This window comes from Bradyrhizobium embrapense (assembly GCF_001189235.2).
Taxonomy (GTDB): domain Bacteria; phylum Pseudomonadota; class Alphaproteobacteria; order Rhizobiales; family Xanthobacteraceae; genus Bradyrhizobium; species Bradyrhizobium embrapense.
In genome coordinates this window covers 323,484-336,942 of the sequence record NZ_LFIP02000002.1, presented here as the reverse complement: position 1 = coordinate 336,942, position 13,459 = coordinate 323,484, and the positions used below count along the sequence as shown (strand labels likewise).

Genomic DNA, 13,459 nt, shown 5'->3' with positions numbered 1-13,459 from the left:
GGCCGTTCGGCCGCCCCTGATAGCACGTCGGCCTGCGCTTTAGTGCGCGCCGTGAGCCATCGACTCGGCGCCGTGGCCCCAGACGTAGATGCAGATGAACAGGAACAGCCAGACCACGTCGACGAAGTGCCAGTACCAGGCGGCGAACTCGAAGCCGAGGTGCTGCTTCGGCGTGAAGTGGCCGGCATAGGCGCGGATCAGGCAGACCAGCAGGAAGATGGTGCCGACCAGCACGTGGAAACCGTGGAACCCGGTCGCCATGAAGAACGTCGCGCCATAGACGTTGCCGCCGAACGAGAACGTCGCATGGGCGTACTCATAGGCCTGCACGCAGGTGAAGAGGGCGCCGAGAATCACGGTGAGGATCAGGCCCTGCTTGAGGCCCTGGCGGTCGTTCTCCAAGAGCGCGTGGTGCGCCCAGGTGACCGTCGTGCCCGAGGTCAGGAGCAGCAGCGTGTTGAGCAGCGGCAGATGCCAGGGATCGAAGGTCTCGATGCCATGCGGGGGCCAGGTACCGGGGACCGAGCAGGCGCCCATCGCGGTGCCGGGGCCGCAGCCGAACACCGCATCGCGGGTGGCGTGCACCGCATCGGCCGGGAACAGCGCCGAATTGAAGAACGCCCAGAACCAGGCGACGAAGAACATCACCTCGGAGGCGATGAACAGGATCATCCCGTAGCGGTGGCTGATCTGCACCACGCGGGTGTGGTCGCCCTTGTACTGGGCTTCCTTGATCACGTCGCCCCACCAGCTCGCCATCGTGTAGAGCACACCGATGGTGCCGATGCCGAACACGATCGGAGCGGCGGAGTACATGTGGTGCATCCAGCCGATCGCACCGAACGCCATGATGAAGGCCGAGATCGAGCCGACCACCGGCCACGGGCTCGGGTCGACGAGATGATAGTCGTGATGCTTGACTTGCGCCTCAGCCATTGCCGTCTCTCCATTCGCGTGCCGCAAGGCACGTCTTAATCTTCAATTCCAATCTCTTCAGCATGATCTTCCCGGAAAACCGGTCCCCACTTTTCCGGATCGTGCTCTAGCCGCCCTTGCGCTGCTCCGCCTCGCCCGCAGCCACGGGCTTCGGCGTGGCATCGCGCACGGGGAAGAAGGTGTAGGACAAAGTGATCGTCTTCAGCGTGTCGTTCTCGCTGTCCCTGGCCAGCGCCGGATCGACATAGAACACCACGGCCATCTCGCGCTTCTCGCCCGGCGCCATGGTCTGCTCGGTGAAGCAGAAGCAGTTGATCTTCTGGAAATAGGCGCCGACCGTCAGTGGCGCGACGTTGTAGGCGGCCTGGCCCGTCGTGGTACGCGCCGACTGGTTGGTCACGGTGTAATAGACCGTGACCACCTGGCCGATCTTGACGTCGATCGTGGTCTGCTCGGCCTCGAACTTCCAGGGCAGGCCCGGCGCGACGTTGGAATCGAAGCTGACCGAAATGGTGCGCTCGAGCGGCGCATCCGTCGGGACCGACGTCGCGACCTGGGTGGTGCCGTTGAAGCCGGTGGTGCGGCAGAACCAGTTGTAGAACGGCACGGCCGCGTAGGACGCGCCGACCATCAGCACCACCACGAAGCCGCAGATCGACGCGACCATGGCGTCGCGCGTCAGCATGCGGCGCGTGACTTTCGTGCCCTCGCCTTGCGGAGCCTGCGGTGCGGGATGGTTCGCCACCTCGCTCACAGCGGCCGCACCAGCACGGCCGGCCCCTTGACGAGGGTGACGGCGAAGAACAGCACGACCATGACGCCGAGCGCGAGCGCAATGGCGATCGAACGCTGGCGGCGGCTCCTGAGCTGCGCCTCGGTGAGGACGATGCCTTCTGGTTGGTTCTTGTCGTCCATTGGTATCCCGTGCGTCCCCATCTCGCCCCCCGGCGTCCCTACCCGATGATGACAGGCAGGATCGCGCGGACCACGACCTCGGCGAGGAGGACGGCGAACAGCGCGAACAGATAAAGGATCGAGAAGGCGAACAGCCGGCGCGTGGCACGGTTGGCCGCAACACCCTCACGACGGCGATAGACCTCGATGGCGAGCCACAGCATGCCACAGCCGAGCACCAGCGAGGTGACGCCGTAGATCGCGTCGAAATAGCCGAGCGGCCACGGCGCCAGCGCGATCGCGACCAGCACGATGGTGTAGAGCAGAATCTGCAGCCGGGTCGCGTCCGGCCCGGCGACGACCGGCAGCATCGGGATGCCGGCGCGCGCATAGTCGTCGCTGCGGAACAGCGCCAGCGCCCAGAAATGCGGCGGGGTCCAGAAGAAGATGATCAGGAACAGCAGGATCGGCTCGACCGAGAGCGAGCCGGTCGCGGCCGCCCACGCCACCACCGGCGGCAGCGCGCCGGCGGCGCCACCGATCACGATGTTCTGCGCGGTCCAGCGCTTCAGCAACATCGTGTAGATCACGGCGTAGAAGAAGATGGTGAAGGCAAGCAGCCCGCCCGCCACCCAGTTCACCAGGATGCCGAGCGTCATCACCGAGAAGAAGGCGAGCGTCAGGCCGAAGGCGGCCGCTTCGGCCTGGGTGATCTTGCCGCGCGGGATCGGCCGGTTGGCAGTGCGCGACATCACGGCGTCGACGTCGCTCTCATAGGCCATGTTGAGCGCGCCGGAGGCGCCGGCGCCGACCGCGATGCAGAGGATCGAGGTGAACGCCAGCACCGGATGCACATGCACCGGCGCGATCATCAGCCCGACCAGGGCGGTGAAGATCACCAGCGACATCACGCGCGGCTTCAACAGCGCGATGTAGTCGCCCACTTCGGCCTCGGAGATCCGGGGCATTTCGATAGCGTTGTGATCGACAACCGACAAGATCAGGTCTCACTTCTCTTGGAAAGGCGCGGCGCACCTGGGGTGCGCCGCGTTGTCTTGGACTTACTGCACGCGGGGCAGCACTTCGAACTGGTGGAACGGCGGCGGCGAGGTCAGCGTCCACTCCAGCGTGGTCGCACCCGCGCCCCACGGGTTGTTCGCGGCCTGCTCCTTGCGGACGAAGGCATCGATCACCCCATAGATGAAGATCAGCACGCCGACGCCGGAGATGTAGGAGCCCCAGGAGGAGATCAGGTTCCAGCCGGCGAACGCGTCCGGATAGTCGACGTAGCGGCGCGGCATGCCCGACAGCCCGAGGAAGTGCTGCGGGAAGAACACCAGGTTGACGCCGACGAAGGTGAACCAGAAGTGCGCCTTGGCGATCTTCTCCGAGTACATGTAGCCGAACATCTTCGGGAACCAGTAGTACCAGCCGGCGAAGATGCCGAACACGGCGCCGAGCGACAGCACGTAGTGGAAGTGCGCCACCACGTAGTAAGTGTCCTGCAGCACGCGGTCGACGCCGGCATTGGCCAGCACGACGCCGGTGACGCCGCCGACGGTGAACAGGAAGATGAAGCCGATCGCCCAGATCATCGGCGCCTTGAACTCGATCGAGCCGCCCCACATCGTGGCGATCCACGAGAAGATCTTCACGCCCGTCGGCACCGCGATCACCATGGTGGCGGCGACGAAATAGGCCTGCGTCGCCGAGGACATGCCGACGGTGTACATGTGGTGCGCCCACACCACGAAGCCGATGCCGCCGATCGCCACCATGGCGTAGGCCATGCCGAGATAGCCGAACACGGGCTTGCGCGAGAAGGTGGAGACGATCTGGCTGATCATGCCGAAGGCCGGCAGGATCAGGATGTACACTTCGGGGTGGCCGAAGAACCAGAACAGATGCTGGAACAGCACGGGGTCGCCGCCCCCGTCGGCCGCGAAGAAAGTGGTGCCGAAATTGCGGTCGGTCAGCAGCATGGTGATCGCACCGGCGAGCACCGGCAGCGACAACAGCAACAGGAACACCGTCACCAGGATCGACCACACGAACAGCGGCATCTTGTGCAGGGTCATGCCCGGCGCGCGCATGTTGAAGATCGTGGTGATGAAGTTGATGGCGCCGAGGATCGACGACGCACCGGCCAGATGCAGCGACAGGATCGCGAAATCCACTGCCGGACCCGGATGGCCCGAAGTCGACAGCGGCGCATACATGGTCCAGCCCGCGCCGACGCCGTTGGCACCCGGCTCACCCTCGACAAAGGTGGACATCACGAGCAGCGCGAACGAGGCAGGCAGCAGCCAGAACGAGATGTTGTTCATGCGCGGGAACGCCATGTCAGGCGCGCCGATCATCAGCGGCACCATCCAGTTGCCGAACCCGCCGATCATCGCCGGCATGACCATGAAGAAGATCATGATCAGACCATGCGAGGTCACGAACACGTTATAAGTGTGCGTTTCGTGGAATATCTGGACGCCCGGATACATCAACTCGGCACGGATCGCGATCGACATCGCAGCGCCGATGATGCCCGCGATCACCGCAAAGATAAGGTACATCGTACCGATATCCTTGTGGTTCGTGGAGTAGAGATAACGCCGCCATCCGGTCGGATGGTGGGCGTGATCGTCATGGGCGTGATCGTCGTGTGTCGCTGCGCCTGTCGCCATGTTCAAAATCCTGCCTTGCAGTCCCTCTCGGACCTTGCGGGTCCCATCGCCCTTATTCCGTCCGCGCCGTGAGCCGTCAGGCTTACTGCGCCGCCTGACCAGCCGAGGCGTAGGAATTCGCCGGGTTGGTCGCAAACTTCTTCTTCGCCCCTTCAACCCAGGTCGCGAATTCCTGGTCGCTGACGACCCGCACCGCGATCGGCATGAAGGCGTGATCCTTGCCGCACAGTTCCGAGCACTGGCCGTAGAACACGCCGGTCTTGGTGGCCTTGAACCAGCTCTCGTTGAGGCGGCCGGGGATCGAGTCGATCTTCACGCCGAACGCCGGCACCGCGAAGGAGTGGATCACGTCGGCACCGGTGGTCTGGATCCGCACCACCTTGTTGACCGGGACCACCATCTCGTTGTCGACGCCGAGCAGGCGGGGCTGCTTGTCCTTGTCGAGCAGCGAGTCGAACTCGAACTTGCCGTTATCCGGATAGGCGTAGGACCAGTACCACTGCTTGCCGGTGACCTTTACCGTGAGGTCCGGCTTCGGCACGTCGAGCTCCAGGAACAGGAGGCGGAACGACGGCACCGCGATGCCGACCAGGATCAGCACCGGGATCAGCGTCCAGGCCACTTCGATCAAGGTGTTGTGGGTGGTCCTGGAGGGGACCGGGTTGGCCCTGGCGTTGAACTTCACCACCACGATGACGAGCAGCGCCAGCACGAACAGGGTGATCAGGGTGATCAGCACCAGCAGGAAATTGTGGAACCAGATGATGTTTTCCATCACCGGGGTCGCGCCTTCCTGCAGCGTGTGCTCCCACGGCGCCGGCTGTCCCATTTCGGCGAAGGCCGATCCCGCGGCGATCGACGCCACACCCGCTACCGCCAACCCCAGCAATTGCCTGCCCAACCGGCCAATCGACATCTTCATGCCGCTCGCGCTCCCTTGCATTGTTCCCCAAAGCACCTCCGGCTTATGGCCGAAAATGCAGCACGATCCGCCCTGACAAACGGCCTTCCGGACATACCCGTCTCTGAGTCAAGGTGGGTACGGGAGCCAGATCGCTAGAACGCGTCGAAATCCAGCCTCTCAAACCATAATTCGCAGGCGCTCGCAATGCAGTAGTAGGGCCGAAAGCCATGCGCCTGCGATGAGCCTGCCGCTTGCGAATTTTCCCGCAAAATCAAGCGAAAGTCGTCGAAACTCCGCCGCACGCAGTTGACAGGGGGATTGCCGGATGTAGGCACAGGCGGCGTAGCCCACAGGAACCTGATTCGCTGCGTGCTGCCCCAATCCGGCGCGGGAATGGCTTCAAGATCGCCTTCAAGGCGCCCTATTGCGGTATCAGTCGAGGCTTGAGCATGATCCGGAAAGTTGGAGACCGGTTTTCCGAAAAAGATCATGCTCAAACAAGAACATGAGATCATGATGCGCTTCGGGAAGCGCATCATGGCGCGCGTGCTGCCGGCGGCCGGAATGGCCGGATTGACCAAACATCTCAAAGGATCGACCCGGATGGGCGCTTCGAACATTCAGGCAGGACGAAAGGCCGGCTGGCTCGGCGGGCTGCTGCTTCTGGCCCTTTCTCTTGGTCCGACTCTTGGCCTGAGCCAGCCGGCGAACGCGCAAGGCGCGGTGCGCTCGGTCCATGGCGACTGGCAGATCCGCTGCGACACCCCGCCGGGCGCCCAGGCCGAACAGTGCGCACTGATCCAGAGCGTGGTAGCGGAAGACCGCTCCAATGCCGGCCTGACCGTGATCGTGCTGAAGACCGCCGACCAGAAGAGCCGCCTGATGCGCGTGGTCGCACCGCTCGGTGTGCTGCTGCCCTCCGGCCTCGGCCTGAAGCTCGACAACCAGGACGTCGGCCGCGCCGGTTTTGTCCGGTGCCTGCCCAATGGCTGCGTCGCCGAGGTCGTGATGGACGACAAGCTGCTCGGCCAGCTCAAGAACGCCAAGACCGCGACATTCATCATCTTCGAGACCCCGGAAGAGGGTATCGGCTTCCCGCTCAGCCTGAACGGCCTGGCGGAGGGCTATGACAAGCTGCCGTGATCGGCCTCACGGTCGCGGCCCCTCCCGATTGCACATCACACGCATTATGTTGGCTGATCGCCGTCCGGTCCCTGACAGGGAGACCGGCACAGGTTTCCGGGTTGTAAGATGAGTTTCCTGCTCGTCTCTGCTTAGATGTCCGGAATTCCTGGGCTGGTTTCCACGCGCTGGCATTCAATTGCGCATGGGGGCAGGATCGCAAGGATGTGCCCTTTGCTGGAGTGACCATGACCAATCCCGCCACGACCTCCCTGCTCGACCGCGCCAATCTGGACCGCGATGCCGTCCGCCGCGAGGTGGCGCGCGGACTTGAGGGCGCCGACGACGGCGAGCTGTTCCTCGAGTTCGGGCAGACCGAGGCGCTTATGTTCGACAATGGAAGGCTGAAGCAGGCGACCTATGACACCTCGCAGGGCTTCGGCCTGCGAGCCGTCAAGGACGATGCGGTCGGCTATGCGCATTCCTCCGACGTCTCGATCCCGGCGCTGATCCGTGCAGCGGATGCGGTGGCGGCGGTGCGCGGCGGCTATGCCGGGACGTTCGCCGCGGCGCCGGCCCACACCAATGTCAGACTTTATGGCGACGAGAACCCGCTGGACGGTCCGGCGTTCGAGGCCAAGGTCAAACTGCTCGGCGAGATCGACGCCTATGTCCGCGACAAGGACCCGCGGGTGCGGCAGGTCTCGGCCAGCCTCACCGCGACCTGGCAGGTGGTGGAGATCCTGCGGCCCGACGGCGAGAGCTATCGCGACATCCGCCCGCTGGTGCGCGTCAATATCTCCGTGGTCGCCGGCCAGGGCGACCGGCAGGAGAGCGGCAGCAAGGGCTATGGCGGCCGCGAGGGCTATGCCCGCTTCATCGAGACCAAGGCCTGGCGCGACGCCGCCGACGGCGCGCTGCGCGAGGCGCTGGTCAATCTCGAATCGGTGCCGGCGCCCGCCGGCGAGATGGACGTGGTGTTAGGGGCCGGCTGGCCCGGCGTGATGCTGCATGAAGCGGTCGGCCACGGGCTCGAGGGCGACTTCAACCGCAAGCAGACCTCCGCCTTCGCCGGCCTCATGGGCCAGCAGGTGGCGGCCAAGGGCGTCACGGTGGTCGATGACGGCACCATGGCGTCGCGCCGCGGTTCGCTCTCGATCGACGACGAGGGCACCCCGACCAACCGCACCGTGCTGATCGAGGACGGCATCCTGGTCGGCTACATGCAGGACCGCCAGAATGCCCGGCTGATGGGCATGAAGCCGACCGGCAACGGACGCCGGCAGAGCTATGCCCATGTGCCGATGCCGCGCATGACCAACACCTACATGCTGTCAGGCGACCGCGACCCGGCCGAGATCATCGCCTCGGTGAAGAACGGCATGTATGCCGCCAATTTCGGTGGCGGCCAGGTCGACATCACCTCGGGCAAATACGTGTTCCAGTGCACCGAGGCCTACAAGATCGAGAACGGCAAGCTCGGCGCGCCGCTGAAGGGCGCCATGCTGATCGGCAATGGACCGACCGATCTCCACAGGATCACCATGATCGGCAACGATCTTGCGCTCGATACGGGAATCGGTACCTGCGGCAAGAACGGCCAGGGCGTGCCGGTCGGCGTCGGCCAGCCGACGCTCAGGATGGAACGGATTACGGTCGGAGGAACGGGCTAGTGAGCAGCGGAAACGAAGTCGTGGCGGCCAAGCCGACCAGCTGGCGCGGGCAGGCCATGCAACTGGCGGCGATCGTGGCCGTCGTGTTCCTCGCCAAGGGTGCGATCGCCGAGCCGTTCTACGTGCCGTCCGGCTCGATGGAGCCGACGCTTTTGATCGGCGACGCGCTGGTCGCCTCGAAGTTTCCCTATGGCTACGGCGCGGCGTCGCTGCCGATCCAGATCACGCTGCCGGAGACCGGCCGGGTGTTCGGCGAGACGCCGAAGCGCGGCGATGTCGTCGTGTTCCGCTGGCCGGGCGACCGCTCGCAGGCCTGGGTCAAGCGCGTGGTCGGGCTGCCCGGCGATCGTATCCAGATGCGGCAGGGCCAGCTCTTCATCAACGATCATCCGGCGGCCTTGAAGCCCGATGGCACCGGCTTTGCCGAGGACGATCGCGGCGGCGGCGAGGATGCCAATCGTTATGTCGAGACGCTGCCGAACGGCGTCAGCCATGCGATCTTCAAGATTCGCGACAATGGCAGGCTCGACAACACGCCCGAGGTGACCGTGCCGCCGGGCCAACTGTTCGTGCTCGGCGACAACCGGGACAACTCCGCCGACAGCCGCGTGCCGGTGCGCGACGGCGGCGTCGGCCTGTTGCCGATCGACAATCTGATCGGCCGCGCCGACGCGGTGGTCGGTTCCTGGGACATGGGCATCCGCAGCCAGCCGGTCTGGACCTGGCTCTCCGGCTTCCGCCTCGCGCGCTTCTTCACCTCGGTGCAGTGAGTTCGCCAACGTGACCTTCGACGACGTCAGGACCCTGGTGCTGGCGTGGCCGGAGGTCGAGGACGGCTCGTCCTACGGCACACCGGCGCTGAAGGTGCGCAAGAAGATGCTGGTGCGGCTCAGGGAGGACGGCGACAGCCTGGTGATGCCCGGCGTCCCGCCGGATGAGCGCGACATGCTGGTCGAGAGCCAGCCCAAGGTGTTTTACTTCACCGATCACTACCGCGACTATCCGACCGTGCTGATCCGCCTGTCGAAGGCAAAACACGCCACGGTCGAGCCGCTGCTGCGCCGGCACTGGCGCGCGCTGGCATCGAAGAAGGCGGTCCGCGATTTCGACGCGACCGTTTCGTCGTGACGCAAGACGAATTCCTCGCCGCGGCGTTGCGCAACCCGGCCAATCAAGCGATCACAGACGAGTTGTACCGCCGCGCCTTGCCGGATGCCTGGCTGGTGTCGGGCTGCCTGGTGCAGAGCGTGTGGAACGTGCTGACGAAGCGGCAGCCCGAACACGGCATCAACGATTACGACGTCTTCTATTTCGATCCGGATACGTCGTGGGAGGCCGAGGACGCGGTCATCCGCGACCTCACGGCGCGGCTCGGCCATCTTGGCGTCGCGATCGAGGTCCGCAACCAGGCCCGCGTCCATCTCTGGTACCCCGGCAAGCACGGCGTGCCCTACGCCGCACTGTCGTGTTCGACCGACGGCATCGATCGCTTCCTCAGCACAAACGTGCAGGTCGGCATCCGCCGCAGCGCGAGCGGCTACGACGTCTATGCGCCAAGTGGCTTTGACGATGTCGCCAGCATGATCGTGCGACCGAACCGGACCGCGAACTTCTCGGCGGCGAACTATGCGACGAAGGCTGCGCGGTGGAAGGCGCTGTGGCCGGAGATCACGGTGCTGGCGGCGGAATAGCGGCTCGTACTTTGCGCGTCAGCGCACCACGCCCGACGTGAACCCTGCCTTTCGGCGCGGCGGCTTGATCTCTTTTTTCAGGAAGCAACGCGCGTCGCGGCCGGCATAGCCGGGCCGGGCATAGGTCCAGGCGCGGCACTTGGTGTCGGCGGTGCAGGCGGCCTGGCAGGCCTCGTCGCCATCGCTGCTCTTCAGCTCGAAATTCTTGTAGTCGCCGCCGAGCCGGTCAATCGAGGTTTCGATGGCGCCGTTGCGCGGCTCGACCACGCCCGCGCCGCGCACCCCGGAGACGCAGCAGACGTCCTGCACCCGCGCCGGCACGGTATTCTTCAGCCAGCACACCGCGCCGTTATTGGCGTCGGTCGGATAGTTGAAGCTCCAGGCGCGACAGCGGCGGTCGCGCTCGCAGGTGAGCGCGCAATCGGCGGGATCGCCTGATGTCACCGGCGCGTTCAGGTAGTCGCCGCCGGGCCGGTCGAAATTGGTCTGCGCCAATGCCGGACGCGCGGCGAGAACGGCGGAAAAAACCGCATACATCACCACGCACGCCCTAAAGAGGCGACCTATCCCCATGAGATTGCTTTCAAATTCGCACAGCCCCGCGCACTCCGCGGGGCGTCATTTGAACGCCAAGAACCTGTACGGCTGATGAACGGCGGGTGCGACACCACCGCCGTTCCGCTCGTGTGCCTCACCCGAATTCGGGCCGGCGGGGATTAGAAGGCGTACTCCTGATAGGCCGGTTCCACCGAACCGTTCCACGGTCCGTTGAACTTCTCCAGCATCTCCTCTGCCGGCGAGCGGCCGGTCTCGATGATGCGCTCGAGCGGTTCGAGGAAGCGGCTCTCGTCGCGACCGAGATGATCGATCCGGCCGCGCCGCCGCAATCCGGCATGCGAAAGGACCAGGCACTCCTTGGCGATCTCGAACAGATAGCGGTCCTTGATCCGCGACTTGAAGCCGAAACGCGGCACGTCATCGCGCAGCGCCTGCCGCTCCGGCGCGGTCCAGTGCCGGACGATGTCCCAGGCGGCATCCAGGCTGTCATTGTCGTAGAGCAGCCCGACCCAAAACGCCGGCAGCGCCGGCAGCCGGCCCCACGGCACGCCATCGGCGCCACGCATCTCGAGGTAACGCTTCAGCCGCACCTCGGGGAAAATGGTCGACAGATGATTGGCCCAGTCCGACAGGGTCGGCCGCTCGCCGGGAAGGATCTTGTTCTTGCCGGCGAAGAAATCGCGGAACGAGGAGCCGGAAACGTCGATATATTCCTCGCCGCGCTTGACGAAATACATCGGCACATCGAGCGCGTAATCGACATAGCGCTCAAAGCCCATGCCGTCCTCGAATGCGAACGGAATCATGCCGCTTCGTGCGTTATCGGTGTCGCGCCAGATCTCGGAGCGGAACGACAGGAAGCCGTTGGGCTTGCCTTCGGTGAACGGCGAGTTGGCGAACAGCGCGGTCGCGATCGGCTGCAGCGCCAACGACACCCGCAGCTTCTTCACCATGTCGGCTTCGGAAGAGAAGTCGAGATTGGTCTGCACCGTGCAGGTCCGGAACATCATGTCGAGGCCGTATTTGCCGACCTTCGGCATGTAGTTTCTCATGATGTTGTAGCGGCCCTTGGGCATCACCGGGATCTGCGCCCGCGACCAGGACGGCGTCATGCCGAGGCCGAGGAAGCCGATGCCGAGCGGGGTTGCGATCTCCCGCACCTGCGCCAAATGCGCCATCAACTCGGATTGAGTCTGGTGCACGGTCTCGACCGGCGCGCCCGACAATTCGAACTGGCCGCCCGGCTCCAGCGAGATCGCGCCGCCGCCAGTGACGTCATAGAGCCCGATGATGTTGCCGCGCTCCATGATCGGCTCCCAGCCGAGCAAAAGCTTCATGCCCTCGAGCAGCGCACCGATGCCCTTCGCGCCTTCATAAGGCACGGGCTGATGGCCCTCGAGTGTGAACGGGGTCTTCTCGTGCTCGGTGCCGATCCGGAATTCGGACTTGGGCTTCACACCGGCTTCAATCCACGCCACGAGTTCGTCGCGCGACTGCAGCGGCGTCATGTCGATCTGGTCACGCGCCATACTAAATCCAACTCAAGGGCGCTTCGATCGAAGGCGCGCGGTGGCAGGGACATCCGTGCGCCGCAACGGCCGCGGATGATGGAATCAGGGATATCATCGGGCAGGCACGCCGTCTCGCGCCGGCGCGGCCTTGGTATCGCTCTTCGCATCGACTTTGGCATCGCTCTTGGCGTCACCGCAGGAGCAGCCCAGACGGTCGAGCAGGCCGCACAGCCTGGCCGCGTCGGCATCGGACAGTTTCGAGCCGACATGCTTGTCGATCGCAGCCGAATAGGCGTTCCACATCTTCTTCTGGAGCTCGCGTCCCGCCTCGGTGATCTCGACGAACTGGCCGCGCTTGTCGATCTTGCATTCGCGCCGGGCGGCAAGCCCTTCGTCGACCAGCTTGTCGATCAGTCGCGAGGTCGAATATTGCGGGATCAGCATCTGCCGCTCGAGCTCGACCGGGCGCAACTCGCCCGACGGCGCGCGCGACAGCTCGAGCAAGGCGTCATACCAGGCGAGCGGCGGAAAGCCGGCCTTCTTCAAATCCTGCTCGACGCAGTCAAGCACCCGGCTCGGCACCCGCATCAGGCGGATCCAGGCGGCCGTCGCCTCGCTCGATAGCTTGCGTTTCATCGTCTAGCCCATAAGGTCCCGGAACCCAGTGTACCGCACTGAATGCATCTGCATCAATCTTGACTATTTCATGCAGGTGCATGTAGGCAATCCCTCTCCGGACGCCAAGAACAAGGGAAGGAATACCCCCATGAAGCTGTATTACACCCCCGGTGCCTGCTCCCTCTCCCCCCACATCGCCCTGCTCGAGGCTGGCTTGCCCTACGACTTGGTGAAGGTCGATTTGCGCGCCAAGAAGCTCGAAAACGGCGACGATTTCCTCGCTGTGAACCCCAAGGGCCAGGTGCCCGCGCTGGCGCTGGATACCGGCGAGATGGTCACTGAAGGGCCGATCATCATCCAGATGATCGCCGACAAGGCCGCCGACAAGAAGCTGGCGCCGGCCCGCGATTCCAACGAGCGCTACAAGCTGCTCGAATGGCTGAACTACATCACGACCGAGCTGCACAAGAACCTCGGCCCGATGTTCTCGCCGGTGCTCGCCGATGACGCCAAGGCCTTCTTCAAGGACCGCGCCATGAGCAAGTTCAAGTATGTCGAGAGCCAGCTCGCCGGACGCGATTACCTGATGGGCAACCAGTTCACGGTCGCCGACGGTTACCTCTTCACCATGATCATGTGGGCGAGCGACCGGCTCGGCTTCGATCTCTCCGGCCTGCCGAATGTGATGGCCTACAAGGCCCGCATTGCGGCGCGTCCGAAGGTGCAGGAAGCGCTGAAGAAGGAAGGCCTGCTGAAGGCGGCCTGAGCCCAGCGTTTCCATCGCCGGCCTCGCGCAACGACGGTGCCGGCGATCGCTTTGCCGACAATTTTCGGCAGATTGTCGCGTCCGCTCTTACGCGATGTTCTCCACGAC

Annotated in this window: 16 protein-coding genes; 6 read left to right on the top strand and 10 right to left on the bottom strand. The window is 64.6% G+C overall.

Annotated features, from left to right (window positions below; translation table 11 throughout):
• Nucleotides 1-39: 39 nt before the first annotated feature.
• The 7 genes from AKN83_RS09005 to AKN83_RS39495 all read right to left on the bottom strand — a co-directional run bounded on the left by AKN83_RS09005 (nucleotide 40) and on the right by AKN83_RS39495 (nucleotide 6,032).
• On the bottom strand, nucleotides 40-936 hold the full coding sequence (locus AKN83_RS09005) for a cytochrome c oxidase subunit 3 (protein WP_050406326.1): 897 nt from the start codon (nucleotides 934-936) through the stop codon (nucleotides 40-42).
• A gap of 106 nt (nucleotides 937-1,042) precedes the next feature.
• Entirely contained in the window at nucleotides 1,043-1,621 is a 579-nt protein-coding gene (locus AKN83_RS09000; protein ID WP_157113357.1) for a cytochrome c oxidase assembly protein, read from the bottom strand.
• A gap of 65 nt (nucleotides 1,622-1,686) precedes the next feature.
• Nucleotides 1,687-1,851 (bottom strand): hypothetical protein, encoded by a 165-nt coding sequence (locus AKN83_RS08995; RefSeq protein WP_050406325.1) that lies wholly within the window; start codon nucleotides 1,849-1,851, stop codon nucleotides 1,687-1,689.
• Nucleotides 1,852-1,889: 38 nt separating this feature from the next.
• The gene (locus AKN83_RS08990) at nucleotides 1,890-2,828 is read right to left on the bottom strand and encodes a heme o synthase (RefSeq protein WP_050406324.1); all 939 of its coding nucleotides are present in this window, start codon (nucleotides 2,826-2,828) and stop codon (nucleotides 1,890-1,892) included.
• Nucleotides 2,829-2,891: 63 nt separating this feature from the next.
• Complete coding sequence (gene ctaD / locus AKN83_RS08985) at nucleotides 2,892-4,508, bottom strand: cytochrome c oxidase subunit I (RefSeq protein ID WP_050406323.1); 1,617 nt, start codon at nucleotides 4,506-4,508, stop codon at nucleotides 2,892-2,894.
• Between the two features lie 82 nt (nucleotides 4,509-4,590).
• On the bottom strand, nucleotides 4,591-5,430 hold the full coding sequence (gene coxB, locus AKN83_RS08980) for a cytochrome c oxidase subunit II (RefSeq protein ID WP_050406322.1): 840 nt from the start codon (nucleotides 5,428-5,430) through the stop codon (nucleotides 4,591-4,593).
• 134 nt (nucleotides 5,431-5,564) lie between these two features.
• Nucleotides 5,565-6,032, bottom strand: a complete 468-nt coding sequence (locus tag AKN83_RS39495) for a hypothetical protein (RefSeq protein ID WP_157113284.1) — start codon at nucleotides 6,030-6,032, stop codon at nucleotides 5,565-5,567.
• On the opposite strand from AKN83_RS39495, the gene AKN83_RS08975 reads away from it, so the two are divergent.
• The 5 genes from AKN83_RS08975 (at nucleotide 6,016) to AKN83_RS08955 (ending at nucleotide 9,898) form a co-directional block, all read left to right on the top strand.
• Nucleotides 6,016-6,555, top strand: coding sequence for an invasion associated locus B family protein (locus AKN83_RS08975; protein ID WP_050406361.1), 540 nt, complete (start codon nucleotides 6,016-6,018; stop codon nucleotides 6,553-6,555). The genes AKN83_RS39495 and AKN83_RS08975 overlap by 17 nt on opposite strands.
• A 227-nt stretch (nucleotides 6,556-6,782) precedes the next feature.
• Entirely contained in the window at nucleotides 6,783-8,207 is a 1,425-nt protein-coding gene (gene tldD / locus AKN83_RS08970; RefSeq protein WP_050406321.1) for a metalloprotease TldD, read from the top strand.
• 56 nt (nucleotides 8,208-8,263) lie between these two features.
• The gene (lepB, locus tag AKN83_RS08965) at nucleotides 8,264-8,977 is read left to right on the top strand and encodes a signal peptidase I (RefSeq protein ID WP_063695328.1); all 714 of its coding nucleotides are present in this window, start codon (nucleotides 8,264-8,266) and stop codon (nucleotides 8,975-8,977) included.
• 10 nt (nucleotides 8,978-8,987) lie between these two features.
• Nucleotides 8,988-9,335 carry an MmcQ/YjbR family DNA-binding protein gene (locus AKN83_RS08960; protein WP_050406320.1) on the top strand — a complete coding sequence of 116 codons (348 nt, stop codon included), beginning with the start codon at nucleotides 8,988-8,990 and terminating at the stop codon, nucleotides 9,333-9,335.
• The gene (locus tag AKN83_RS08955) at nucleotides 9,332-9,898 is read left to right on the top strand and encodes a nucleotidyltransferase family protein (RefSeq protein ID WP_050406319.1); all 567 of its coding nucleotides are present in this window, start codon (nucleotides 9,332-9,334) and stop codon (nucleotides 9,896-9,898) included. Before AKN83_RS08960 ends, AKN83_RS08955 begins: the two co-directional genes overlap by 4 nt.
• An 18-nt stretch (nucleotides 9,899-9,916) precedes the next feature.
• Here AKN83_RS08955 and AKN83_RS08950 read toward each other — a convergent pair whose 3' ends face one another.
• From AKN83_RS08950 to AKN83_RS08940, 3 genes are all read right to left on the bottom strand, one after another.
• The gene (locus AKN83_RS08950; protein WP_050406318.1) at nucleotides 9,917-10,471 is read right to left on the bottom strand and encodes a PAN domain-containing protein; all 555 of its coding nucleotides are present in this window, start codon (nucleotides 10,469-10,471) and stop codon (nucleotides 9,917-9,919) included.
• A gap of 143 nt (nucleotides 10,472-10,614) precedes the next feature.
• On the bottom strand, nucleotides 10,615-11,985 hold the full coding sequence (locus tag AKN83_RS08945) for a glutamate--cysteine ligase (protein ID WP_050406317.1): 1,371 nt from the start codon (nucleotides 11,983-11,985) through the stop codon (nucleotides 10,615-10,617).
• Nucleotides 11,986-12,078: 93 nt separating this feature from the next.
• Complete coding sequence (locus AKN83_RS08940) at nucleotides 12,079-12,603, bottom strand: MarR family winged helix-turn-helix transcriptional regulator (RefSeq protein ID WP_050406316.1); 525 nt, start codon at nucleotides 12,601-12,603, stop codon at nucleotides 12,079-12,081.
• 130 nt (nucleotides 12,604-12,733) lie between these two features.
• Between AKN83_RS08940 and gstA the strand changes: the two genes are divergently transcribed.
• Entirely contained in the window at nucleotides 12,734-13,351 is a 618-nt protein-coding gene (gene gstA, locus AKN83_RS08935; RefSeq protein WP_050406360.1) for a glutathione transferase GstA, read from the top strand.
• The last annotated feature ends 108 nt before the right edge of the window (nucleotides 13,352-13,459 follow it).

Excerpts from the sequence above, each read along its gene's own strand:
- AKN83_RS39495 (WP_157113284.1), bottom strand. The coding sequence starts at position 6,032 with ATGTTCGAAGCGCCCATCCGGGTCGATCCTTTGAGATGTTTGGTCAAT.
- AKN83_RS08945 (WP_050406317.1), bottom strand. The coding sequence starts at position 11,985 with ATGGCGCGTGACCAGATCGACATGACGCCGCTGCAGTCGCGCGACGAA.
- AKN83_RS08975 (WP_050406361.1), top strand. The coding sequence starts at position 6,016 with ATGGGCGCTTCGAACATTCAGGCAGGACGAAAGGCCGGCTGGCTCGGC.
- AKN83_RS09005 (WP_050406326.1), bottom strand. The coding sequence starts at position 936 with ATGGCTGAGGCGCAAGTCAAGCATCACGACTATCATCTCGTCGACCCG.
- AKN83_RS08940 (WP_050406316.1), bottom strand. The coding sequence starts at position 12,603 with ATGAAACGCAAGCTATCGAGCGAGGCGACGGCCGCCTGGATCCGCCTG.
- tldD (WP_050406321.1), top strand. The coding sequence starts at position 6,783 with ATGACCAATCCCGCCACGACCTCCCTGCTCGACCGCGCCAATCTGGAC.
- AKN83_RS08995 (WP_050406325.1), bottom strand. The coding sequence starts at position 1,851 with ATGGACGACAAGAACCAACCAGAAGGCATCGTCCTCACCGAGGCGCAG.
- ctaD (WP_050406323.1), bottom strand. The coding sequence starts at position 4,508 with ATGGCGACAGGCGCAGCGACACACGACGATCACGCCCATGACGATCAC.
- gstA (WP_050406360.1), top strand. The coding sequence starts at position 12,734 with ATGAAGCTGTATTACACCCCCGGTGCCTGCTCCCTCTCCCCCCACATC.
- AKN83_RS08950 (WP_050406318.1), bottom strand. The coding sequence starts at position 10,471 with ATGGGGATAGGTCGCCTCTTTAGGGCGTGCGTGGTGATGTATGCGGTT.
- AKN83_RS09000 (WP_157113357.1), bottom strand. The coding sequence starts at position 1,621 with ATGCTGACGCGCGACGCCATGGTCGCGTCGATCTGCGGCTTCGTGGTG.
- coxB (WP_050406322.1), bottom strand. The coding sequence starts at position 5,430 with ATGAAGATGTCGATTGGCCGGTTGGGCAGGCAATTGCTGGGGTTGGCG.
- lepB (WP_063695328.1), top strand. The coding sequence starts at position 8,264 with ATGCAACTGGCGGCGATCGTGGCCGTCGTGTTCCTCGCCAAGGGTGCG.